The following is a 22,681-nucleotide window of genomic DNA, read 5'->3' on the forward strand; positions in this document are numbered from 1 at the left end:
TTCAGCTTGTGAAGCGATAACGGTGGAGCCCGCGCCCTTCGCGGCGCAGCCAGCCGCGCGCCGCCGCGACGTCGCCGTCGTGCAGTTCGTCGACGAGCGCGTGGAACGCCGCGCCATGGTCCATATGGCGAAGATGCGCGACCTCGTGCGCGACGGTCGCGCGCCGGACATGGTCGGGCGCCATCACCAGCCGCCAGCTGTAGCGAAGGTCGCCGTCATGGGTGCAGCTGCCCCAGCGGCTGCGCGGATCGCCGACCCCCACGCGGCCGACCGCGAGCCCCGCGGCGGCGGCAATCTCGCGGCTCTCGCGCTCCATCAGGTCGAGCGCCTGCGCCTTCAGCCAGCGTTCGATTCGCCGCCCGAGTGTTTCGAGCGGACCGCCGACGTGCAACCGGCCGCCGTCGAGGCGAATCGCGCGCGGCGCCGCCGGCGCCCAGTCGACATGGCGCTCGACGCCGCGAAAGGGCAGCGCCGCGCCGGGTCCGACGAGGATCGGCACCACCGCCCTGCCCGCCTGCTCGGCGAGCCACGCCTGCTGCTCGCCAGCCCATTTAAGCGCGGCGCGCTCGCTGGCGCGGCGCGGCACCGTCAGCCGCAGCTCGCCGCGCGCGCCGTCGAAGACGAGGCGGTAGCGGCGCGACTGCGCATGGCGGACGAGGCGCACCGGCCAGGTTTCGTCGCCGACCCGGATGTGCGGCCGGTCCGCCGACGGATCAAACGGCGCGTTCGACAAGATGATTCTCGAGCGGCCCTGCGACATCTTCGCCGACCGTCCAGCCGACGATCGACTGGCCCGCGCGGTGCACCGCCTCGCGATCACCGCAGACGAGATAATGCCAGTCGGGCAGCGGTTCGCCCTCGGCGCGCAGGCGATAGGCGCAGCTCTGCGGCAACCACTCGAGGTCGTCGACCTTTGCCTTGGTCAATGTCAGGCAGTCGGGAACATGGCGGCGGCGGTGCTTGTAATCGCTGCAGCGCGCAGTGGTAAGGTCGAGCAGGCGGCACGCGACATTGGTGGGATAGATGCGGCCCGTATCCTCATCCTCCAGCTTGTGCAGGCAGCATTTGCCGCAGCCGTCGCACAAAGCCTCCCATTGCCCGGCGTCGAGGCTGGCGAGCGGCGCTTCCCAAAAGGGGCGCTCCGATGTCGCCCCTGCCGCCATCACTTCACCCACTTCGCCAGCTCGGCGGCGACCTTGCCCGGAGCGCCCTCGTCGACGTCGGTCGAGGGATCGTCGAGCGGCAGCAGCGCGAGCGGCTTGCCGTCGGGATCCATCAAAAAGGCGAGCTGGCTGTGCGCCATCAGATAGCGGTCGGGCGCCGAGCCCGGCACCTTGTTATAGGTGACGACAAAGGCTTTCGCGACGCTGGCGATCTGTTCGGGGGTGCCGGTCAGGCCGAGCAGGCGCGGATGATAACGCGCGACGAAGGGCTTCAAGGCCTCGGGCGTGTCGCGTTCGGGATCGACGGTGATGAAGAGCGGCGCGACCTTGGCACCGCGCGCCGCGTCGGTCTTTTCGAACTGCGACAGGCCTCGCATCAGCTTTTGCAGGTCGACCGGACAGATGTCGGGGCAAAAGCTGTAGCCGAAATAGACGAGGCGATATTGGCCGGCGAAATCGCTGTCGCGCACCGTTTTGCCATTCTGGTCGGTCAGCGTGAAGGCGCCGCCGATCCGCGCGCCTTCGAGCGGCGGCTTGGCGGGCGCGCCTTCGCCCGCGCCGTTGCATCCCGCGAGCGCGGCGCCGAAAGCGAGGATCAGGCTTGCACGGACAAGCCTTTGTCCCATATTTGCGATATTCATCATGTGGCCAGCCTTGGTCGGCTAGCTTGCGAAAATCAACCATTGTCGTCGCCGTGCGCGGCGGACAAATTGCCCCAGGGGGTCGCCCGATCATGTTTCGACGCGCGGAATTCCGCCTCGCCTCTTGCCTGTTGCTGCTGCTCGCGGTTGCGGGCCTTGTCCATCCTGCGCAGGCGCAGTTCCGCGGCGGCTATGCCTTTTTGCAGGCGGTCGAGAATCGCGACGGGACCAAAGCGACCGAGGCGCTGAAGGACGACCCCTCTTTCGTCAACACGCGCAATCCCGACACGGGCGAAACCGCGCTGATCATCGTCGCCAAGCGGCGTGATATCAGCTGGCTGCGCTTCCTGCTCGCCAAGGGCGCCGATCCGTCGATCGGCGATCGCCAGGAAGTGACCCCCCTGATGCACGCCGCGCTCATCAACTTCACCGACGGCGCCGAAGAGCTGCTCGACCGCAAGGCGCCTGTCGACCAGACCAACCGGCGCGGCGAAACCGCGCTGATCCTCGCGGTGCAGACGCGGAATGTCGCGATGGTCCGGCTGCTCGTCAAGCGGGGCGCCAATCCCGACAAGGCGGACCATATCGCCGGCATGTCGGCGCGCGACTATGCCAAGCGCGACGATCGCAGCGGACGCGTTCTCGCGCTGCTCGAAGCGAAGGCCGATGCGCCGGAGCGCGAGTTCGGGCCGACTTTCGGCCCGCAATGATCAAGTCAATGTGATAGATGAATTGACAATCACATTATGATGTGAGACATGATGATCATGTCCACAATGCTCATCGATCGTATCCGCGCCATCGTCGACGACGGCACCATGTCCCGCTCGGGTCTCGCTCGCGCCGCGGGTCTCCACGCCAACAGCCTGCGCGACCTCGACTCGCCCGGCTGGAACCCTACCGCCGAAACGCTGCGCAAGCTCGAAAACTGGCTCGCGAACGGCAGCGATCTGTCGCCGATGGCGAGCCCCGAGGAGATCATCGCCGAGGCACGCAACGGGCGCATGTTCATCCTCGTCGACGACGAGGACCGCGAGAATGAGGGCGACCTCGTCATCCCCGCGCAGATGGCGACCCCCGACGCGATCAATTTCATGGTCACCCACGGGCGCGGCCTCGTCTGCCTGACGCTGACCAAGGCGCGCGTCGACACGCTCGGGCTCGAGCTGATGAGCCGCAACAACGGCACGCGGCACGAAACCGCCTTCACCACCTCGATCGAGGCGCGCGAGGGCGTGACGACGGGGATTTCGGCGGGCGACCGCGCGCGCACCGTTGCGGTCGCGATCGACGCGGGCAAGACTCGCGACGACATCGTGACGCCGGGGCATATCTTTCCGCTGATCGCGCGCGACGGCGGTGTGCTCGTGCGCGCCGGCCATACCGAGGCGTCGGTCGACATCGCGCGGCTCGCGGGGCTCAATCCCTCGGGCGTGATCTGCGAGATCATGAACGACGACGGCACGATGGCGCGGCTCGACGACCTCATCCCCTTCGCGCGGCGCCACGGCCTCAAGATCGGCACGATCGCCGACCTCATCGCCTATCGCAACCGCAGCGACCGGCTGGTCGAATGCGTGTCCGACGATCCGTTCGAATCGGACTATGGCGGCGACTGGCGCCTCAAATCCTATCGCAACAAGATCGACGGCAGCGTCAATCTGGTGCTGCAGAAGGGGCCGGTCGATCCTGAAGGCGTCACGCTCGTGCGGATGCACGCCGTTTCGCTCTTCGACGACATCATGGGCCGCCCGGGTCCCAAGAAGCGCCGCCTCCAGCGGTCGATGGACGCGATCGGCGAAGCCGGCGCAGGGGTGATCGTGATGCTGATGCGCCCGCTGCCCGGCTCGGCCGATGCCGACGCGCTGCCGCCGCCGACCGGCGGCATGGACCTGCGCACCTATGGCATCGGCGCGCAGATCCTCGCCGACCTTGGCGTCCACGCGATGGAATTGCTCACCCCCACCCACAGCAATATCGTCGGCCTCGAAGGCTATGGCCTGTCGGTCGTCGGCGAACGCCCGATTCCCGGAGAAGCCTGATGGCACATGTTCTGATCGTCGAAGCCCGCTTCTATTCGCACCTCAACGACATGCTGCTCGACGGCGTGCGGAGCGCGCTCGAGGGCGAGGGGCATAGCCACGAAACGGTGACGGTGCCGGGCGCGCTCGAAGTGCCTGCGGCGATTTCGCTTGCCGCCGACAGCGGTCGTTACGACGCCTATGTCGCGTTGGGCGTCGTGATTCGCGGCGAGACCTATCATTTCGAGGTGGTGTCGAACGAGAGCGCGCGCGGCATCATGGCGCTGACGCTCGACGGCCTTGCCATCGGCAACGGCATTTTGACGGTCGAGAATGAAGAACAGGCGCTTGCGCGCGCCGACAAGACGCGCAAGGATAAGGGCGGCGAAGCGGCGAAGGCCGCGCTCGCGATGCTCGCGCTCAAGGAACAATTCGGTATTGGTTGACCGCCCGCCCCCCAGCCGTTTTTCGGTCGTCGAGCGCGGCGGGCGGCTGGTGGTGATCGACCGCGAGACCGGGCAGATCCCGCCGACCGCGGCCGAGCGTATGGATGCGCATGATCGCCGCATGGGGGTCGAACCCCTTCGCCCCGCGGCGCAGGCTGCCGGCCCCGAGGCGATCCTCGAGCTTGCCGAAGCCGCCCCGGTGACGCAGCGCGAATTGCCACGACCATCGAACGGCCGGAACGCCGTCGCCACGATGGACCGCAAGCAGCCATGGGGACAGAAGGTGAAGGGCGCGGGCCAGCCGCAGCCCGCGCGCATTCCTGAGCGGCCGGCGCTTCAACCGCAAGCGAGCGACCGGAAGACGATCGTTACAGCGAAATGGTGGGATGCAAAGGGGCCGCGCACGATCGAGCTGGGCCCGAACGGGCAGTCCGAACTGACCGGCCGCCTTATGTTCCTGTTTTTCGGAGTGGTGATCGCGGCGATCGTCGTCGCCTTCATCGCGCCGCTGCTGTTGTTCGTCGGCGCGTTTCTGCTGTTCCGCTTCGGCGGCAATTTTCTCGGGCCGATCGGCGCTGGTATCGTCGACAAGGCGCTGGCCGAGCGAGGCTAGCTTGAATATCCTCCCTGTGGCCGAAGGCCATGGGGAGGTGGCAGCCCGCAGGGCTGACGGAGGGGCAAGGACGCGACGCCGTTGCCCCTCCACCATTCGCTACGTGAACGGTCCCCCTCCCCATCGCTACGCGACAGGGAGGACGAGGCAACTCACGCCGGCTGCAGCGCCGGATAGTCGGTGTAGCCTTCCGGGCCCGGCGAATACCAGGTCTGCGGATTGTCGGCCGCCCATTCGGCGCGGTGCCGGATCCGCTCGACGAGGTCGGGGTTGCCGATGAACGGCCGCCCGAAGGCGATCGCGTCGGCGGTGCCGCTGGCGAGCGCCTGTTCGGCGAGCGCGACATCATAGTCGCTGTTGAGGATCAGCGGGCCCTTGAAAGCCGCGCGGATCGAAGGCGATTGTTTCGGTACATCGGTACGCCCGAAGGTGCCGTCGGGGCCGGGTTCGCGCAATTCGAGGAAGGCGATGCCGAGCGCGTCCAGCGCCGCGGCGGCGATCGGAAACAGCCTTTCGGGCGCGCTGTCGTCGACGCCCTGCGTATCGCCATTGGGCGACAGGCGCACGCCGACCCGCTCCTTGCCCCAGACCGAAATCAGCGCCTCGGTGACTTCGCGGAGCAGGCGGATGCGGTTTTCGACCGGGCCGCCATAATCATCGTCGCGCAGGTTCGACCCGTCGCGCAGGAACTGGTCGATCAGATAGCCGTTGGCGCCGTGCAACTGGACGCCGTCGAAACCGGCGCGCTTCGCATTTTCGGCAGCCTTGGCGTAGTCGGCGATGACGCGGGGGATCTCGCCCAGCTCGAGCGGGCGGGCGACCTCATATTCGCGGCGGCCGACCGGCGTATGCGCCTTGCCCGGCGCCTGCGTCGCCGACGCCGAAACCGGCGGCTTGCTGTCGTTGAACACCGAATGGACGACGCGCCCCATATGCCAGAGCTGCGCGACGATCCGCCCGCCGGCTTCATGCACCGCGTCGGTCACCGGCTTCCAGCCTTCGACCTGCGCATCGGTCCACAGGCCCGGCGCGCTCGGCCAGCCGAGCCCTTCCTGCGAAATGCCCGTGGCTTCGGAAATGATGAGCCCCGCCGAGGCGCGCTGGCGATAATATTCGCGCGCCAGCTCGTTGGGCACGAAACCCGGTCCGGCGCGGCCGCGGGTCAGCGGCGCCATGATGATGCGATTCGGCGCGTCGATCGCGCCCAGCTTGATCGGATCGAACAGGGATACGGCCATATTTCCTCCACATTCACTTTCATTGCGCGCGGCCCCATCGGCCGCCGCCTTGGCCCGCGAAGCTATGGACGCAGCGGGGCCGGCACAATGGTGAGTAGCAAAAGAAAATCTAAATGACAGCGAAGAAGGTGCGCGTCGACATGGTTGTGCCCGCGCGGTTGCCGAACCGCGCGGCGCGGCCTATCTGACGCTCATGGCCTCGATCTTGCCCGCCGACCCGACCCTCGACGAAATTCGCGCCGCGCTCGCGCCGCTGATTGCCGCCTCGGCGGCGTTCGACGGGTTCGGTGACGCCGCGCTCGCCGATGCCGCCGCGCGCGTCGGCGTCGACCCCGACGTCGCGCGCCTCGCCTTTCCGGGCGGCGCGCGCGACATGGTCGACGCGTGGTTCGCCGATGTCGATGTGGCGATGGAAACGCGCTGGCCCGCCGAGAAACTCGCGGCGCTCAAGATTCGCGAGCGGATCACGACGCTCGTCGAAACGCGCATCGCCCTGCTCGCGCCGCACCGCGAATCGCTGCGCCGCGCACTCGCTTTGCTCGCGCTGCCGACCAATGCGCCGCACGCCGCGAAGCTCGGCTGGCGCGCCGCCGATCATATGTGGCGGCTCGCGGGCGACACCGCGACCGACTATAATCATTACAGCAAGCGCGCGATCCTCGGCGCCGTCTACGGCTCGACGATGGCGGTGTTCCTGAACGACGAGAGCGAGGATTTCGCCGATACGCGCGCCTTTCTCGCGCGCCGCATCGATCAGGTGATGCGCTTCGAAAGCTGGAAGCACCGCCGCGCCGCGCGCAGCATCGAACGGCCCAGCCTCGCGCGCTTCGTCGGCCGGCTGCGCTATCCGGGGCGCTGAGCGCTCTAGATAAAGGACTGGCGCCGCGCGGCTGTTATTGATAATCGCTCGCAAATGACTGCTTTGCTCGACAAATCGCCCTTGGGCGTGATGGTGCGGATCGCCCGTATCGACTGGAATGCCATGTCCGAAGACGAGGGCCGGCGCCTGCGCGAATTCGGCCTGATGGAAGGGTGCGAAGTCACCCCGCATCACCGTGGCAGCATCTTTTCGCGCGATCCGCTCGCGCTGACCGTCGGCCGCATGAAGGTGATCATCCGCGCCAGACAAGCCGCGGCGATCGAAGTGGAGCCCGCTGCATGACGGCGGCGATTCCCTCGATCGCGCTCGTCGGCAATCCCAACGCCGGCAAATCGAGCCTGTTCAACGCGCTGACCGGCGCGCGGCAGAAGATCGCCAATTATCCCGGCGTCACGGTCGAGCGGAAGGCGGGGCACGCCAGCTTCGCCGACGGCCGCCCGCTGTCGCTGATCGACCTTCCCGGCACCTACAGCCTGACCCCCGCGAGCCTCGACGAGGCGGTGACGCGCGACGTCGTGCTGGGCCGTCAGGAGGGCGAGAAGCGCCCCGACGCGCTGATCGTCGTGCTCGACGCCGCGAACCTCGACAATCATCTCTGTTTCGCGCTCGAACTGCTCGCGCTGAACCTGCCGACCGTCGTCGCGCTCAACATGGTCGACCTCGCGGCACGCGACGGGCTGACGCTCGACGCCGAACGGCTGTCGAAGGAACTGGGCGTGCCCGTCGTGCCGACCGTCGCGGTGCGCAAGCGCGGGCTGACCGATCTGCTCGCCGCGGTCGACGGCGCGATCCGGTCGCACCAGCCGCGCGAAGCCGTTCCGGCGCCGCAGAACGACGCCGCGCTTCACCAGCGCGCCCGTGCAATGGCCAAGGCGGCGATCCTGACCGAAACCCCGGTGCGGCGCTGGACGCAGCGCGTCGACAATGTCGCGCTCCATCCGGTCCTCGGCCTCATCATCCTTGTCGCGCTGATGTTCGTGATGTTCCAGGCGGTCTTTTCGTGGGCAACGCCCTTTGCCGACGCACTCGAAGCCGGGGTCGGCATTCTGCAGGGCTGGGTGGTCGACGGCTTCCCCGACAATTTCCTGCGCGGGCTCGTCGTCGAAGGTCTGCTCGCGGGCGTCGGCGCGGTCGTTGTCTTCCTCCCGCAAATCCTCATCCTCTTCCTTTTCATCCTGCTGCTGGAAGCATCGGGCTATATGACGCGCGCGGCCTTCCTGATGGACGGGCTGATGGGCAAGGTCGGGCTGTCGGGGCGCGGCTTCATCCCGCTTCTGTCGAGCTTTGCCTGTGCCGTCCCCGGCATCATGGCGACGCGCGCGATTCCCGACGAGAAGGACCGGCTGACGACGATCCTGATCGCGCCGCTGATGACCTGTTCGGCGCGGATGCCGGTCTATACGCTGATCATCAGCGCCTTCATTCCCGCGCAGAAGGTCGGCGGGACGCCGATCGGGCTGCAGGGGCTCGTGCTGTTCGGGCTGTTCATCAGCGGGATCGTCGGCGCGCTGCTCGTCGCCTTCTTCCTCCGCCGTTCGGTGACCAAGGGCAATGCGACAGGCTTCATGATGGAAATGCCGCGCTATCAGTGGCCGCGTCTCAACGACATCGTCATCGCGCTGTGGCAGCGCGCGTGGATATTCCTGCGCCGCGCCGGCACGATCATCGCCGCGACGACGGTCGTCCTCTGGCTGCTTCTTACCTTTCCGCAGGCACCGGCGGGTCAGAGCCAGGTCGAATATAGCGCTGGCGGCCGCATCGCGAGTGCGCTGGAAGTCGTCGTCAAGCCGATCGGCTTCAATCATGACATCGCGCTCGCGCTGATCCCCGCGATGGCTGCCCGCGAAGTCGCGGTATCGGCGATGGCGACGGCGAATGCCATCGATGCGGGCGACGACGAGGAGGCGATGGCCGAGCAACTCGGCGATCGCATCGCGGGCCGCTGGAGCATCGCGACCGCGCTCGCCTTCCTCGCCTGGTTCGTCTTTGCGCCGCAGTGCATCTCGACGATCGCGATCACGCGGCGCGAGACCAATGGATGGAAATGGCCGATGTTCATGGTTGGCTATTTGTTCCTGCTCGCCTATGCCGCTGCTGGTATCACTTACTGGACGGCCGTCGCCTTCGGACTCGGCTGATCCTCCCAATCTTCAAGCGGAGCGGCGGATGGCTGGCAGCGTCAACAAGGTAATTTTGATCGGCAACCTCGGTGCCGATCCCGAAATCAAATCGTTCCAGAATGGCGGCAAGATCGCCAATATCCGCATCGCGACCAGCGAACAGTGGAAGGACCGGATGAGCGGCGAGCGCAAGGAGCGCACCGAATGGCATAATGTCGTGATCAACGGCGAAGGGCTGGTCGGGGTGGTCGAGCGTTACCTCAAAAAAGGCTCGAAGGTCTATATCGAGGGCTCGCTGCGCACTCGCAAATGGCAGGACCGCGACGGCAACGACCGCTACACGACCGAAGTGGTGATCGCGGGCATGGGCGGCACGCTGACCATGCTCGACGGCGCGCCCGGCGGTGGCGGCGGCTCGCGCGGCGGTGGCGACTGGGGCGGAGGTTCGTCGAGCGGCGGCGGCTGGGATCAGGGCGGTGGCAGCTCCTCGGGCGGCGGCGGCTCGGGCGGCGGCTGGAACCAGGGCGGCGGCGGCAGCTCGAGCGGCGGACGCCCGCCGTTCGACGACGATCTGGACGACGACGTCCCGTTCTGACGTCTACCTAAACCCGCTCGTGCTGAGCTTGTCGAAGCACCGTCCTTTCTGTGGCGTCGCGGCGAAGAAGAACGGCCCTTCGACAAGCTCAGGGCGAACGGCATGAGTTGAAGCGATGGCTTTGCAAGCTGGCGTCAATCTCGATCAAGCCATCACCGCCGCGGACGTCGCGCGCGGCGTGTGCCGGCTGTTCGCGCAGGCGGGGCTGGTCGCGATTCCCGAGGTCACCTTGCCCAACGGGCGGCGCACCGACCTCACCGCGATCGATGCCAAGGGCCAGATCACGATCGTCGAGATCAAGGTCAGCCGCGCCGACCTGCACGGCGACGGCAAATGGCCCGACTATTGCGACTGGTGCGACCGCTTCTATTGGGCGCTCGCCTCGGGGCTCGACCCGGCGATCCTCGAAACTTCCGATTATCGTCCCGAAAGCTCGGGGCTGATTATCGCCGACCGCTATGGCGCGGCGGTGGTGCGCGAAGCCGCAAGCTGCAACCTCGCCCCCGCGCGGCGCAAGGCGGAACTGCTGCGGATCGGACGGCTCGCGATGCGGCGGTCTATGGTCGCGGCCGACCCTGAACTGGCGGCGGGTTGGGGAGAGGGTTAGCCTCGGTCGATCCGTGCCGAATCAAAGCCCGCTTCATATTGCGGCGCGGAATCGGCGATGCAAACCCAGGGCGCCTTCGACCCGACGAAAATATGCGCCGCATAACCGCGGAAGCCCGGATCGTCGTCGAGCAGGCCCGCCGGTACAAAGAAAAACTTGCCGTTCGCGTCGCTTAGCGGCGCTGGACTGCCGCATCGCCGGCAGAAATGCGATGCCCAGCCTCCGCCGTCGGGGACGGCGAAACGTTCGATCAAATCCTCGCCCGCCAGCCAGCGGAAACTGGCGGCCGGCGCATAGAAGACGGCATTGCCGTCCGTACCCGATACCTTGCGGCATTTGGAACAATGGCATTGGCCGGCGGCGCCGAATTTTCCGTCGATTTCGAAACGGATATCGCCGCACAGGCAGGAACCGCGTATCGCCGTTGCCATCGCCGACCTCCTTCCCCGTTTGCGGTGCCCTTATCCCCGCGCCTGCATGCGGGCGAGGTAGCGCGCGAGGATGTCGATCTCGAGATTGACCGGACGCCCCGCCGCCGCCTCGTTCAGCGTCGTCATCTCCTGCGTATGCGGGATGATGTTGAGCGTGAAATGCGCCTCGCCGTTCGGCTGGTCGGTCACTTCGTTGACCGTCAGCGACACGCCGTCGACGGTGATCGATCCCTTGGGCGCGATATGCGGCGCGAGCGACGCGGGTGCGGCGACGGTGACCGTCACGCTGTCGCCGATCGGCTCGGCCGATACGATATGTCCGATGTCGTCGACATGGCCGGTGACGATATGCCCGCCAAGCTCGTCGCCGATCTTCAGCGCGCGTTCGAGGTTGAGGCGGCGCCCCGCCTCCCACATCCCGGGCGCGGTGCGCGCGATCGTCTCGGCGCTCGCATCGATCGCGAACCAGCCGCCGGGCCCGTTGCTGTCCGCGTCCACACCCTTATCGACGACCGTCAGACACGCCCCCGAACAGGCGATCGACGCGCCGATATCGATGCTACCCACATCATAGGCGGTCTCGATGACGAGCCGCGTGTCGCCGCGGTCCTCGCGGCTGCGGATGGTGCCGATGTCGGTGATGATGCCGGTGAACATGGGTCGCGTTATCCTTCTCTGACGCGCTCGTAGACGTCGAGCCGGTCGCTGCCAAGCATCCGGCTGTCATCAAGCCGCCAGCGCCCGTGCGCATCGGCGAGATCGGCGAGGCCGATGTCGCCGAGCGCCGCCCTGCCGCCGCCGATCAGGATCGGCGCGCGATAAAGGAGCAGCCGGTCGACGCGGTCGGCGGCGAGAAAGGCCGATGCTGCGCCGGCACCGCCCTCAACGAGCAGCGAGTCGATTCCATCGATCGATTCGGGCGATGCGATGGCCGCCCAGCCCTCGGGCGCGGCGCCCTTGGTCAGGAGCAGCTTCTTTGGGCCGCGGCCTTCGAGCCCCGGCAAGCGCACGTCGAGCTTGGGTGCATCGGCGTCGAGCGTCCCGCGCCCGACAAGGATCGCCTCATGTTGGGCGCGTTCGAGATGCCCGTGCGCGCGGGCGCGGGCGCCGGTGATCCAGCGGCTCGACCCGTCGGCCATCGCGATACGGCCGTCGAGCGACGTCGCGAGCTTCAGCGTCACGAAGGGCCGGCCCAGGGCCTGCCGCGTCCACCAGGGCGCCATCGCTGCGCGCGCGTCGGCGGGAAGGACGTTGAAGACCACTTCGATCCCCGCATCCTGCAGCCGCTCTATGCCCTTGCCGTCGGTGCGCGGGTCGGGATCCTGCGCCGCGATCACAACCCGCGCGACGCCCGCGGCGATCAGCGCATCGCTGCACGCCGGGCCGCGCGGGCTGGCGTGCGCACAGGGTTCTAGGCTGACATAGGCCGTCGAGCCGCGCACCGCAGCGCCGGCCGCCGCGAGCGCCATCGCTTCGGCATGCGGGCGACCGCCGGGCTGGGTCCAGCCGCGCGCGACGACGCGCCCGTCCTTGACGATCAGGCAGCCGACATTGGGGTTGGGTGCGGCGACCGGCCGGCCGCGCCGCGACAGCGCGATGGCAACCGCCATCCAGTCGGCGTCGGCGGTCGCTCGGCGCATCCGGTCAGTCGGCGGCTTTGGGCGGCGCGCCGCGCGCCGCGCGCTCGGCGAGCGTCGAGCGCGTCTGCACCGGCGCCGGCTTTTCCTTCGCCGCCGCGGCCGCTTCCTCGCCCAGCGTCTCGCGCGTCACCTTGTCGGCCTCGCTCGAATCATATTCGATGCCGAGGCTGTCGGCGAAACGCTGATATTCGGCGCGCTTCTTCGCATTTTGCAGCGTTGTTTCCTTTGCGCGCGCCACCCAGTCGGCGCGAATCTCGTCGGCGCTGCGCGTCGCTTTCCAATTTTCGAAATAGATGATCTGCGCCTTCGGCTTCTCATAGGGGATCAGATATTGTTCGATCCCGTTGAAGACGAGCCAGGTCAGCGCGAGCGCGACGCCCCAGATCGCCCAGCGGTGCGGGCGCGGTTCGCGGATATAGGACCAGAAATCGGACAGGCCGCCGCCCACGTCGACTTTGTTGAACATTCCCATCCGCGCAATTTAGGCGATCTTGCGGCGATTTGCGAGAGGAAGCGGCGCGGCGCGTCGATTGCATCGGATGGCGGTCAAAAAGGCCGGCGATTGCAAAAAATGCAATTACGGATGCTTTTTTCGCAGTTGCAACATTCATTGTGCACTGCAATATCACACTTGCCTTTTAGGCATCCTCTCCCAAAACTTTCACGGGCCGCCCTTGGGCGGCCCTTTTTTTCGACTTTTTTGGTTGAGAGGGTCGATTCGGTTTCTTTTGATTGATTCGGCACCGGCCCGCTCCCCCACCCGGCCTCCCATAGGCTATTATCGTCGGGGAGGCCGGGTGGGGGAGCGGGCCGGTGCCGGGCGTTTCCACGAAGTGGAAACAATCCAAGGGCTTATCAGTCCTGGGTCGGCGTCCGCGCCTCGAATCGCCGCACTTCCGCAATGAAACTGCCCGGCAGCGGTGTTGGTTGGCCGCTATCGGTGTCGAGATGGGCATAGCTGATCTCGATGTCGGTAAGCCGTTCATTATCGCGAAAAATCCCGCAATGGAGCGTGAAGTTCGTCCGGCCGAAGCGACTGATTCGCGCGGCGATCGTGATCAGCTCGTCGAGCCGCGCGGGCGCATGATAGTCGATCTCGCAATGCGTCTCGCGAATGTCTGTTCCATATTGGTTAAAATAGGGGCCGGGCTGCCCCTCGCCGAGCGCGCGGAAATATTCGGTCACCCCGATGTCGGCGTAGACCAGATAATTGGCGTTGAAGACGATATTCTGTCCGTCGATCTCGTTGAAGCGCACGCGAACGCGCTCCTGCACGCGGAAATCGCCGAGCGGCACATCGTTACGGTGATCGGTCATGCGGTGCTCAGGCGGCGAGCGCGGCGGGAGTGCGGTCGAGCGGCGCGCACGCGGCTTCGAGCCATTCGCGTTCCGCACCTTCCATCCCCGTGCCGAGCTTTGCCAGCACCTCGGCATGATAGGCGTCGAGCCAGTCGGCCTCGGCGCCCGACAACAGCGACACATCGACGAGATTTTGCGCGATCGGTGCGAAGGTGATCGTCTCGAACCCCAGCATATCCTCCTCGGCGCCCGCGATGCGCTGCGGGGTGACGACCACCAGATTCTCGATGCGTATGCCGAAATGGCCCGCCTTGTAATAGCCGGGCTCGTTCGAGAGGATCATGCCGGCGTGGAGCGGCTCTTCGGTCCCCGCCTGCCCGCCTGCGGGCTTGGCGATGCGCTGCGGCCCTTCGTGAACCGCGAGATAGGTGCCGACACCGTGGCCGGTACCATGCGCATAATCGACCCCGTCGGCCCACAGATATTGCCGCGCCAGAATGTCGAGCTGGCTGCCGCGCGTCCCCTTGGGGAAGCGCGCCACCGCGAGCGCGATATGGCCTTTGAGCACCTGCGTGAAGCGGCGGCGCATTTCGGCGGTCGGCGTGCCGATCGCGATCGTGCGTGTGATGTCGGTCGTGCCGTCGGCATATTGGCCGCCCGAGTCGACGAGATAGAGCGTGCCCGTCTCGATCGCGCGGTTGGTCGTCTCGTCGACCTTGTAATGCGGCAGCGCGCCGTTGGGACCCGCGGCCGAGATGGTGTCGAACGACAGATCCCTCAGCACCCCGCTGGCATCGCGAAATTCGCGCAGTTTCGCTGCGGCGCCGAGTTCGTCGAGGTTTCCTTCGGGCGCGACCTCCTCCATCCATTTGAGGAAGCGCGACACCGCGACGCCGTCGCGGACATGCGCGGCGCGGGTGCCAGAAAGCTCGGTTTCGTTCTTGATCGCCTTGGGCAGCACCGCGGGGTCGCGGTGGCGCTCGACCTTCGCGCCCGCGCCCTCAAGCGCGGTGAAGATCGCCGCGACCGCGCGGTCGGGATCGACCGCCACCTTCTTGCCTGAAAGATCCGCGAGCGCCGCCTCGAACGCGTCGCGATCATGGATCCGCACGCTGTTGCCGAGATGCGCGCGCACCGCGTCGGTTAGCTTTTCGGGCGCGATGAACAGGTCGGCGGTCGCATCGGCGTGGAGCAGCGCGAAGGCGAGCCCGACCGGCGTGTGGCTGACGTCTTCGCCGCGAATGTTGAAGGTCCACGCGATCGAATCGAGCGCGGTCATCACCGTCGTGTCGAGCCCCTTCGCCTTCAGCCAGTCGGCGATGATCTCGCGCTTCTCCACCGCGCCCTGCCCCGCGAGTGCCGCATCATGCACGGTCACCACCGCGTCGCTCGGCGCGGGCTGGTCGTCCCACGCCGCGTCGAGCGGGTTCGCGTCGACCGCGATCAGGCTCGCGCCCTTCGCGGCGAGCGCCTTCTCCAGCCCCCGCGCCCAGTCGATGCCGTGCAGCCACGGATCGTAACCGACCTTCTGTCCCGCACTGACGTTGGCGCCCAGCCATTCGGCGACGCTCGACTGCGGCACGCCGACATAGTCGAACAGCGTTCCGTCGACCTGATCGCGCACCTGCACCGTGTAGCGGCCGTCGACGAACACCGCCGCCTTTTCGGGTAGCACCGCCGCGGTCCCTGCCGAGCCGCCGAAGCCGGTCAGCCACGCCATACGCTGAGCATAGTCGCCGACATATTCGCTCATATGCTCGTCGCTGATCGGCACGACGAAGCCGTCGAGGCCGCGCTTGGCGAGTTCGGCGCGAACGCGTGCAAGGCGTTCAGCATGGACGGGGCTGGACATGGTCGCTTCCTTGTTCCTACATCAACCGATCCCGCCCTTCCGGGCGGCACCGCGGGGGATTTTGTGATGCGCGCTATTTGGATGTTTCTGGCGGCAATTGCCACCCCGCTTGTCGCATCATCATCCCTGTTTGCCTCCCCTTCGTTCGCCAAAGAGAAAGACGCCGAATTGACCAGCCCGACCCCCGCCCTGCCCGCCGCGCCCGTTGCGGAAAAGCGCCCGCACGAAATGACGCTGCACGGCAAGACGCTGTCCGATCCGTACCACTGGCTGAAGGACGCGAGTTATCCGACGATCGATGACAAGGATGTGCTCGACTATGTGAAGGCCGAGAATGCCTATTTCGATGCCGCGATGAAGCCGCACGCCGCGCTCGTCGAGACGCTGTTTCAGGAGATGAAGGGCCGGATCAAGGAAGCCGATTCCTCCGTGCCGCAGAAGGATGGCGACTGGCTCTATTGGGTCGAGTTCGAAGAAGGCGCCGAGTATAAGAAATGGTATCGCAAGCCCGCATCAGGCTCCGGCGACACCCAACTGATCCTCGACGAGGTCGCGATGGCCGCGGGCAAGGATTATTTCCGCCTCGCCGAAGTGTCGGTGAGCCCGAACGGCAAGCTGATGGCCTATTCGTTCGACGACAATGGCTCCGAACGCTTCGAGGCGCGCATCCGCAACCTCGAGACGGGCGAGCTGCTTCCCGACACCATCCCCGGCACTTTGTCGTCGCTCGTCTGGACGTCGGGCAATGACGCGATCCTCTACGGCCTCGCCAACGAGAATTGGCGCACCGACAATGTCCGGCTGCACAAGCTCGGCACGCCGGTCGCCGAGGATAAATTGCTCTACAAGGAGCCCGACATCGGCTTCGGCGTCGGGATCGGCAAGACCGCCGCCGACAATTATATCGTGATCGCGACGGGCGATAACGAGACGAGCGAGGTCTATCTGCTCCCCGCCGACAATCCCGAAGCTCCGATGCAGCTCGTCTCGGCGCGCAAAAAGGGCCGCGAGTATAGCGTCGATGAGCGCGAGGGGACGCTCTACATCCACACCAACGACGAACATCCCAATTTCCGTGTCGCGACCGCGAGCGTTGCGAAGCCCGGCGAATGGAAGACGCTGATCCCCGGCTCGGATGACAATTACATCACCGGCCTGTCGGTCTTCCGCGACTATTTCGTGCTCGAATCGCGTGAAAAGGGCGTCGATCAGGTCGATATCCGCAAATATGACGCGCCGCTGACCCCCGGCCGGATCCAGTTCCCAGAGGCGACCTATGTCGCAGGGCTCGGCGACAATCCCGAATATCATCAGGACAAGCTGCGGCTCGACTATGAATCGATGGTCACCCCCGACACGGTGTTCGATTACGATCTGGCGAGCGCCAAGCTCGAGACGCTGAAGGTGCAGGAAATTCCATCAGGTTATAATCACGACGATTATCAAACCGAATTGGTTCACATGCCCTCGCGCGACGGCACGCCGGTTCCGGTGTCGCTCGTCTACAAAAGGGGCACGCCGCGCGACGGCAGCGCGCCGATGCACCTCTATGTCTATGGCTCTTACGGCTACCGCGTCCCGCCGGGCTTCTCGACGACGCGCCTCAGCCTTGTCGATCGCGGGATGATCTATGCGATCGCGCACGTTCGCGGCGGCGACGACCTCGGCCGCGCCTGGTATCTCGCGGGCAAGACCGATCAGCGCAAGAACACGTTCAACGACTTCATCGACGTCGCCAAGGGCCTGATCGCCGCCAAATATACGAGCGCGGGCAAGATTTCGATCGAGGGCCGCTCGGCGGGCGGGCAGGTGATGGGCGCGGTCTACAACCAGGCGCCCGAACTCTGGGGCGCGGTGCTCGCGGGCGTGCCCTTCGTCGACGTGATCAACACGATGGTCGACAAGGACTTGCCGCTAACCCCCGGCGAATGGCCCGAATGGGGCAATCCGATCACCGACAAGGCCGCGTTCGACTATATGCTGAGCTACAGCCCCTACGACAATGTCACCGCCAAAGCCTATCCGCCGATGCTGGTGTCGGCGGGGCTCAACGACCCGCGCGTGACCTATTGGGAACCCGCCAAATGGGTCGCGAAGCTGCGTAGCGTCCGCACCAACGACGCGACCTTGCTGCTGCGCACGAATATGGGCGCAGGCCATGCCGGCAAGTCGGGCCGCTGGGGCGCATTGCGCGAGGATGCCGAGGAGTTCGCCTTCGTGCTGACGCAGCTCGGAGTCGAGAAATAATAACGATAGCCCGTATCGACTAAGCCGCCCGCGGTCGCTGCCCCGATCTCAAGGGTTGCATCGATGAGAGCACTATATATAAGCACTTATATATGGATTGTCGTTCGGGCCTTGGAACACGTCTGCGGCTGCTGGTGGCGGCGCTCGACGATGCGGTCGAGCAGGCCTATCGCGACGCGGGCCTGAACTTCCGGCCGCGCTTCTACCCCTATTTCCGGCTGCTCATGGCACGCGAGTCGGCATCGGTCGGCGAATGCGTCGCCGCGCTCGGCTTCACCCAGCCCGCCGCCACCCAGACGCTGCAGACGATGGTTCGCCAAGGCCTGATAGAATCGGTGCCCGGCCGCGACCGGCGCGAACGGCGTTTTTCCCTCACTATCGCGGCGCGCGCGATGATCCCCGATCTCGAGGCAACCTGGACCGCGACCGCCGGTGCCGCGCGGGCGCTCGATGCGGCGCTGCCGCAACCGCTGGGCGCGGCCGTCGATGCCGCCCTCGAACAACTCGAACGCCAGTCGTTTGGCGATCTTATCAGGAAGGAACGTGCCCGATGACACGTGCCCTGCTTTTGCTGGCGCTCGCGTGCCTCGCACTGCCCGCCGCTGCGCAGTCGATCAGCGCCGCCGACCGGGGACAGATGATTGATGAAATCGCTCGCTTGCTCGCGACGCGCTATGTCGACGCCGACAAGGGGCAGCGGATAGCCGCCGAATTGCACCGGGCGAAGGGGCAATGGAGGGATATGGGCGACGGCCCGGCCTTCGCCAAAGCACTGACCGGCTGGCTGCGGCAGGCTTCGGGCGACGGGCATTTCGCGGTCGATTACAGCGCCAGTCCGATCCCCGCCGACGGCGGCGACAAGACCTTTCTCGACGCGGAGATCGAGCGTTATTATGGCGCGCACGTCAATCATGGCGTGCAGAAAATCGAACGTCTCGACGGCAATATCATGCTGATCGACCTTCGCGTCTTCCCGCCCCCGGCGCTTGGCGGCGACGTCATTGCCGCGATGATGACCGTCGCGGCGCAGGGCGATGCGCTGATCATCGACCTGCGCAAAAATGGCGGCGGCATGGAAACGGTCGACACAATCGTCAGCCAGCTCGTTCCCGCAGGGTCGCCGCTTAGCGGCAGCTTCGACCGTCCGAGCGGCAAGACGACGCCCCATGTCTCGCCTGCGCCGCCCGAAGGGCGCCGGTTCGGCGAGACGAAGCCGGTCTATATCCTGACCGGGAAGCGCACCTTCTCGGCGGCCGAAGCGCTCGCTTACGACCTTCAGGCCCTGAAACGCGCGACGATCGTCGGCGAAGTCACGGGAGGCGGCGCCAACCCGTTCGAATATCGCCGCGTGCACCCGCATTTCGCCCTGAGCCTGCCCGAGAAACGGTCGGTCAATCCGATCACCGGAACCAACTGGCAGGATGTCGGGGTCAAGCCCGACGTCGCGGTCCCCGCCGACCGGGCGCTCGAAACCGCGCTATCGCTTGCGAAGGAAGCGCTCGCCAAAGCGCCCGGCGGTAGTCAGGACAAATAGCCCCGCGCGACGAGGTCGCGCTCCAATTCCATCGCGCCGCGAAAATGATGCCCTGCGATCCCGGCCGATTCGGCGCCTGCGACATTGGCCGCATTGTCGTCGATGAAGATCGCGCCCGCCGGATCGATGCCGAATCGTTCGATTGCGAGGGCATAGATCGCGGGGTCGGGCTTCATCAGCTTTTCGGTGCCCGAGACGATGACGTCGCGGAAGCGGTCGAACACCGGCTGGGTCGGGCGGAAGCCTTCCCAGAATTCATGCCCGAAATTGGTGATCGCGAACAGCGGCACGTTTGCGTCGTCGAGCCGCTCGACCAGTTCGAGGCTGCCGGGCATCGGCCCCGGGATCGTCTCGTTGAAACGTGTCGCATAGGCGTCGATCAGCAAGGCGTGATCGGGAAACTCGGCCTTCCGCTCGGGGACCATCTCGGCGAGCGGGCGGCCGGCGTCGTGCTGGAAATGCCACTCGGGCGTGACGACATTGGTGACGAACCATTCCAGCTCGTCCTTGTCGGCGATCAGCCTGGCGAACAGAAAGCGCAGGTCCCAGTCGAAGAGGACGCGGCCGACGTCGAAGATAACGCTCTGGCGAATCATGGGCACTCCAGACACGCGAAAGCGCCGCCGGAAGCATCCGACGGCGTCACGCTAACTCGCAAATGCGCGCGGGACATCTGTCCCGACAGGACTTTTAGCCCTGGCGCGCCTTGAAGCGGCGGTTGGTCTTGTTGATCACATAGGTCCGGCCACGGCGGCGGATCACGCGGTTGTCCCGGTGGCGGTCCTTCAGCGACTTCAGGCTGTTGCGAATCTTCATCGTTCTGTTCCGTAAAATTTCGAGCGTTGTACGCGAAGCGGCGCACCTATGGGGAAGCAACCGAAAAGTCAACCGCTCCGCGCCCATATTTCGTCATGCCGGACTTGATCCGGCATCCATCGCCGCGGCGATGTCATGGACTCCGGATCAAGTCCGGGGTGACGAGGGATATTATCCCGCCAAAGCCTTCTGCCGCCGTCTTTGCACCGACGAGCCATAGCCCATCGCCTCGCGATATTTGACGACGGTGCGCCGCGCGATGTCGTGCCCCTCGGCCGACAGTTTCTGGGCGATCGTCTCGTCGGAGAGGATCGCCCTGGCATCCTCGCCTTCGATCATCGCCTTGATCCGGCTCTTCACCGCTTCGGCCGACACCGCGCCGTCGCCCCCGGTCGCGGCAATTCCGCTCGAGAAGAAATATTTGAGCTCGAACAGCCCGCGCGCGCAGCTCAGATATTTGTTGCTGGTGACGCGGCTGACGGTCGATTCGTGCATGCCGATGGCCTCGGCGACCTGCCGCAGCGTCAGCGGGCGCATATGCGCGACGCCGTTCAGGAAGAAGCCCTCCTGCTGTTTCACGATCTCGCTCGCGACCTTGACGATCGTGCGCTGGCGCTGGTCGAGCGCGCGCACAAGCCAGTTGGCGCCCGCGAGCTGCTCGGACAGCCACGCCTTGCTCTTCGCCGCGGCGCCCTCAGCCAGTTCGGTGTAATAGCGGCGGTTGACGAGCAGGCGGGGCAGGGTGCCGTTGTTGATCTCGACCGCCCAGCCCTTCGCGGTCTGGCGGATATAAAGGTCGGGGACGACCGCGGGCGCACCTTCGCCGCCGAAGCGGAGCCCGGGGCGGGGATCATAGCCGCGCAGCTCGCGGATCATGTCGGCAAGATCCTCGTCGTCGACGCCGCAGATGCGCTTCAATTGCGGGAAAGCGCCCTTTGCGACGAGATCGAGATGCGCGATCATCGTCGCCATCGCGGGATCGTACCGGTCGGCCTCACGCGCCTGGATCGCGATACATTCGGCAAGGTCGCGCGCGCCGACGCCCGAAGGGTCGAAGCACTGGATGCCCGCCAGCACCGCCTCGACCAGCGCCAGCGGCATGCCGAGCTGCGCGGCAAGCTCGGCAAGGTCGGCGCGCAGATATCCCGCCTCGTCGATCAGCGCGACAAGCTGCCCCGCGACGATCGCCTCGATTCCGCCGAACCGCTCGCCGACCTGCGCGAGCAGATGATCGTGGAGCGTCCCCTCATGCTCGGCGAAGCTGTCGAAATCGATATCCTCGCCGCCACCCGACAGGCCGACATTGTCGCTCGCGCTGTCGTGATGGAAGCTTTCGGCCAGGTCGACGTCGAGGTCGTTCGCGCTTCCGTCATCGGCCGACAGCGCCCGATCGGCCTCGATCGACGCGGCTTCGGCGACGGGCGCTTCGCCGGCGGGCTCGTCGCCGCCGGCGCCCTCGCTGTCGGCCGACGCCGTATCGAGCAGCGGATTGCCCTCGAGCGCCTCGGCCAGATAGGCTTCGAGTTCGAGGTTCGACAGCGCCAGCAGCTTGATCGCCTGCTGCAGCTGCGGCGTCATCACCAGCGATTGCGACTGGCGGAGATCGAGACGCGGACCGAGCGCCATCGGCAGCTAGTCGATCACAAGGAAAAACCCTCGCCGAGGTAGAGGCGACGCACCTCGGGGTCGGCGACGAGTTCGGCCGGAGAGCCGGCAAGCAGCACCTTGCCGTCGTAGATGATGCAGGCGCGGTCGACGAGGTCGAGCGTCTCGCGCACATTGTGGTCGGTGATCAGCACGCCGATGCCGCGCGTCTTCAAATCGGCGACGAGGTCGCGAATGTCGCTGATCGACAGCGGATCGATGCCCGCGAAAGGCTCGTCGAGCAGGATGATCGACGGGTTCGCGGCGAGTGCGCGCGCGATTTCGGCGCGGCGGCGTTCGCCGCCCGACAGCGCCATCGCGGCGGCATCGCGCAGCCGCGTGAGGCCGAATTCGTCGAGCAGTTCCTCAAGTCGCCGTTCGCGCGCAATCTTGTCGGGCTCGGCGAGTTCGAGCACCGCCTCGATATTTTGCGCGACCGTCATGCCGCGAAAAATCGAGGTTTCCTGCGGCAGATAACCGAGGCCGAGGATCGAGCGGCGGTACATCGGCAGCGCGGTGATGTCGGCGCCGTCGAGCATGATGCGCCCGGCGTCGGGCTTCACCAGCCCCATGATCGAATAGAAGCAGGTCGTCTTGCCCGCACCGTTTGGGCCGAGCAAACCGACGACCTCGCCCTTGCCGACCGACAGCGAGACGTCCGACAGCACGACGCGCTTGTCATAGCTTTTCGCGATCGAGATGACCGCAAGACCGTTGCCCGCCGCCGCATCCTCGCGGACGTGCGCGCGATGCTCGGTGACGCCATGATCGCCCTCGGAAAGCGTTGCCACGGTGGATTCGTCGTCGGTCATATGTCGGTCGGTTCCGTTTCTAGCTCCCGTGTGGCGTTACCCCAGCGACGCGGCCAAGGTCAATCTGGCAAGATTTTTGCAA

Annotated in this window: 26 protein-coding genes; 12 read left to right on the plus strand and 14 right to left on the minus strand. The window is 66.1% G+C overall.

Translation table 11 applies throughout. The features are described from left to right. Position 1 precedes the first annotated feature (1 nt). From FG95_RS11940 to FG95_RS11950, 3 genes are read right to left on the minus strand one after another with little or no spacing between them, the layout of a single operon-like run. Positions 2-733, minus strand: coding sequence for a M48 family metallopeptidase (locus FG95_RS11940; protein WP_235211550.1), 732 nt, complete (start codon positions 731-733; stop codon positions 2-4). Beyond that, complete coding sequence (locus FG95_RS11945; RefSeq protein ID WP_037556119.1) at positions 714-1,163, minus strand: YcgN family cysteine cluster protein; 450 nt, start codon at positions 1,161-1,163, stop codon at positions 714-716. Before FG95_RS11945 ends, FG95_RS11940 begins: the two co-directional genes overlap by 20 nt. After that, entirely contained in the window at positions 1,163-1,807 is a 645-nt protein-coding gene (locus tag FG95_RS11950) for an SCO family protein (RefSeq protein WP_200880194.1), read from the minus strand. The genes FG95_RS11945 and FG95_RS11950 overlap by 1 nt, the downstream gene beginning before the upstream one ends. Before the next feature lie 89 nt (positions 1,808-1,896). On the opposite strand from FG95_RS11950, the gene FG95_RS11955 reads away from it, so the two are divergent. From FG95_RS11955 to FG95_RS11970, 4 genes are read left to right on the plus strand one after another with little or no spacing between them, the layout of a single operon-like run. Next, positions 1,897-2,514: an ankyrin repeat domain-containing protein gene (locus FG95_RS11955; RefSeq protein WP_037556121.1), complete on the plus strand. Its 618-nt coding sequence runs from the start codon at positions 1,897-1,899 to the stop codon at positions 2,512-2,514. Positions 2,515-2,571: 57 nt separating this feature from the next. Beyond that, entirely contained in the window at positions 2,572-3,846 is a 1,275-nt protein-coding gene (ribB, locus tag FG95_RS11960; RefSeq protein ID WP_037556186.1) for a 3,4-dihydroxy-2-butanone-4-phosphate synthase, read from the plus strand. Beyond that, a complete protein-coding gene (gene ribH / locus FG95_RS11965) occupies positions 3,846-4,271 on the plus strand; it encodes a 6,7-dimethyl-8-ribityllumazine synthase (RefSeq protein ID WP_037556122.1) in 426 nt (141 codons plus the stop codon). Before ribB ends, ribH begins: the two co-directional genes overlap by 1 nt. Continuing rightward, complete coding sequence (locus FG95_RS11970) at positions 4,264-4,884, plus strand: hypothetical protein (RefSeq protein WP_037556123.1); 621 nt, start codon at positions 4,264-4,266, stop codon at positions 4,882-4,884. The genes ribH and FG95_RS11970 overlap by 8 nt, the downstream gene beginning before the upstream one ends. A 152-nt stretch (positions 4,885-5,036) precedes the next feature. On the opposite strand, the gene FG95_RS11975 is transcribed toward FG95_RS11970, so the two are convergent. Continuing rightward, on the minus strand, positions 5,037-6,122 hold the full coding sequence (locus FG95_RS11975; protein ID WP_037556124.1) for an alkene reductase: 1,086 nt from the start codon (positions 6,120-6,122) through the stop codon (positions 5,037-5,039). 193 nt (positions 6,123-6,315) lie between these two features. Between FG95_RS11975 and FG95_RS11980 the strand changes: the two genes are divergently transcribed. The 5 genes from FG95_RS11980 to FG95_RS12000 all read left to right on the plus strand — a co-directional run bounded on the left by FG95_RS11980 (position 6,316) and on the right by FG95_RS12000 (position 10,324). Next, complete coding sequence (locus FG95_RS11980) at positions 6,316-6,981, plus strand: COQ9 family protein (RefSeq protein WP_037556126.1); 666 nt, start codon at positions 6,316-6,318, stop codon at positions 6,979-6,981. A 54-nt stretch (positions 6,982-7,035) separates the two neighbouring features. Next, positions 7,036-7,284, plus strand: a complete 249-nt coding sequence (locus FG95_RS11985) for a FeoA family protein (protein ID WP_037556128.1) — start codon at positions 7,036-7,038, stop codon at positions 7,282-7,284. Beyond that, on the plus strand, positions 7,281-9,140 hold the full coding sequence (feoB, locus tag FG95_RS11990; protein ID WP_037556130.1) for a ferrous iron transporter B: 1,860 nt from the start codon (positions 7,281-7,283) through the stop codon (positions 9,138-9,140). The genes FG95_RS11985 and feoB overlap by 4 nt, the downstream gene beginning before the upstream one ends. A 28-nt stretch (positions 9,141-9,168) precedes the next feature. Next, a complete protein-coding gene (gene ssb / locus FG95_RS11995; RefSeq protein ID WP_037556132.1) occupies positions 9,169-9,717 on the plus strand; it encodes a single-stranded DNA-binding protein in 549 nt (182 codons plus the stop codon). A gap of 115 nt (positions 9,718-9,832) precedes the next feature. Continuing rightward, entirely contained in the window at positions 9,833-10,324 is a 492-nt protein-coding gene (locus FG95_RS12000) for an MmcB family DNA repair protein (protein WP_037556133.1), read from the plus strand. Here FG95_RS12000 and FG95_RS12005 read toward each other — a convergent pair. From FG95_RS12005 to FG95_RS12030, 6 genes are all read right to left on the minus strand, one after another. Next, positions 10,321-10,755, minus strand: coding sequence for a GFA family protein (locus FG95_RS12005; RefSeq protein WP_037556134.1), 435 nt, complete (start codon positions 10,753-10,755; stop codon positions 10,321-10,323). The two genes, FG95_RS12000 and FG95_RS12005, sit on opposite strands and share 4 nt — an antisense overlap. A 30-nt stretch (positions 10,756-10,785) precedes the next feature. After that, complete coding sequence (locus FG95_RS12010) at positions 10,786-11,412, minus strand: riboflavin synthase (protein ID WP_037556137.1); 627 nt, start codon at positions 11,410-11,412, stop codon at positions 10,786-10,788. An 8-nt stretch (positions 11,413-11,420) separates the two neighbouring features. Continuing rightward, the gene (gene ribD, locus FG95_RS12015) at positions 11,421-12,365 is read right to left on the minus strand and encodes a bifunctional diaminohydroxyphosphoribosylaminopyrimidine deaminase/5-amino-6-(5-phosphoribosylamino)uracil reductase RibD (protein WP_037556188.1); all 945 of its coding nucleotides are present in this window, start codon (positions 12,363-12,365) and stop codon (positions 11,421-11,423) included. 34 nt (positions 12,366-12,399) lie between these two features. Next, the gene (locus FG95_RS12020; protein ID WP_037556139.1) at positions 12,400-12,867 is read right to left on the minus strand and encodes a hypothetical protein; all 468 of its coding nucleotides are present in this window, start codon (positions 12,865-12,867) and stop codon (positions 12,400-12,402) included. A gap of 383 nt (positions 12,868-13,250) precedes the next feature. Continuing rightward, entirely contained in the window at positions 13,251-13,712 is a 462-nt protein-coding gene (locus tag FG95_RS12025) for an acyl-CoA thioesterase (RefSeq protein WP_052182324.1), read from the minus strand. Positions 13,713-13,719: 7 nt separating this feature from the next. Then, positions 13,720-15,546 carry an aminopeptidase P family protein gene (locus FG95_RS12030; RefSeq protein ID WP_037556141.1) on the minus strand — a complete coding sequence of 609 codons (1,827 nt, stop codon included), beginning with the start codon at positions 15,544-15,546 and terminating at the stop codon, positions 13,720-13,722. 81 nt (positions 15,547-15,627) lie between these two features. Between FG95_RS12030 and FG95_RS12035 the strand changes: the two genes are divergently transcribed. The 3 genes from FG95_RS12035 (at position 15,628) to FG95_RS12045 (ending at position 19,327) form a co-directional block, all read left to right on the plus strand. Next, positions 15,628-17,793 carry a S9 family peptidase gene (locus tag FG95_RS12035; protein WP_081933129.1) on the plus strand — a complete coding sequence of 722 codons (2,166 nt, stop codon included), beginning with the start codon at positions 15,628-15,630 and terminating at the stop codon, positions 17,791-17,793. Positions 17,794-17,927: 134 nt separating this feature from the next. Then, positions 17,928-18,347, plus strand: a complete 420-nt coding sequence (locus FG95_RS20545; RefSeq protein ID WP_052182322.1) for a helix-turn-helix domain-containing protein — start codon at positions 17,928-17,930, stop codon at positions 18,345-18,347. Beyond that, on the plus strand, positions 18,344-19,327 hold the full coding sequence (locus FG95_RS12045) for a S41 family peptidase (protein WP_052182323.1): 984 nt from the start codon (positions 18,344-18,346) through the stop codon (positions 19,325-19,327). The genes FG95_RS20545 and FG95_RS12045 overlap by 4 nt, the downstream gene beginning before the upstream one ends. Here FG95_RS12045 and FG95_RS12050 read toward each other — a convergent pair. The 4 genes from FG95_RS12050 to lptB form a co-directional block, all read right to left on the minus strand. After that, positions 19,315-19,923 (minus strand): HAD family hydrolase, encoded by a 609-nt coding sequence (locus tag FG95_RS12050; RefSeq protein WP_037556147.1) that lies wholly within the window; start codon positions 19,921-19,923, stop codon positions 19,315-19,317. The genes FG95_RS12045 and FG95_RS12050 overlap by 13 nt on opposite strands. Before the next feature lie 94 nt (positions 19,924-20,017). After that, the gene (gene ykgO / locus FG95_RS12055) at positions 20,018-20,143 is read right to left on the minus strand and encodes a type B 50S ribosomal protein L36 (RefSeq protein WP_003046794.1); all 126 of its coding nucleotides are present in this window, start codon (positions 20,141-20,143) and stop codon (positions 20,018-20,020) included. Positions 20,144-20,314: 171 nt separating this feature from the next. After that, positions 20,315-21,769 carry an RNA polymerase factor sigma-54 gene (gene rpoN, locus FG95_RS12060; RefSeq protein WP_037556150.1) on the minus strand — a complete coding sequence of 485 codons (1,455 nt, stop codon included), beginning with the start codon at positions 21,767-21,769 and terminating at the stop codon, positions 20,315-20,317. A 14-nt stretch (positions 21,770-21,783) separates the two neighbouring features. Then, entirely contained in the window at positions 21,784-22,599 is an 816-nt protein-coding gene (lptB, locus tag FG95_RS12065) for an LPS export ABC transporter ATP-binding protein (protein WP_037556153.1), read from the minus strand. Positions 22,600-22,681: the final 82 nt, after the last annotated feature.

Source organism: Sphingopyxis sp. LC363 (assembly GCF_000756385.1).
GTDB lineage: Bacteria > Pseudomonadota > Alphaproteobacteria > Sphingomonadales > Sphingomonadaceae > Sphingopyxis.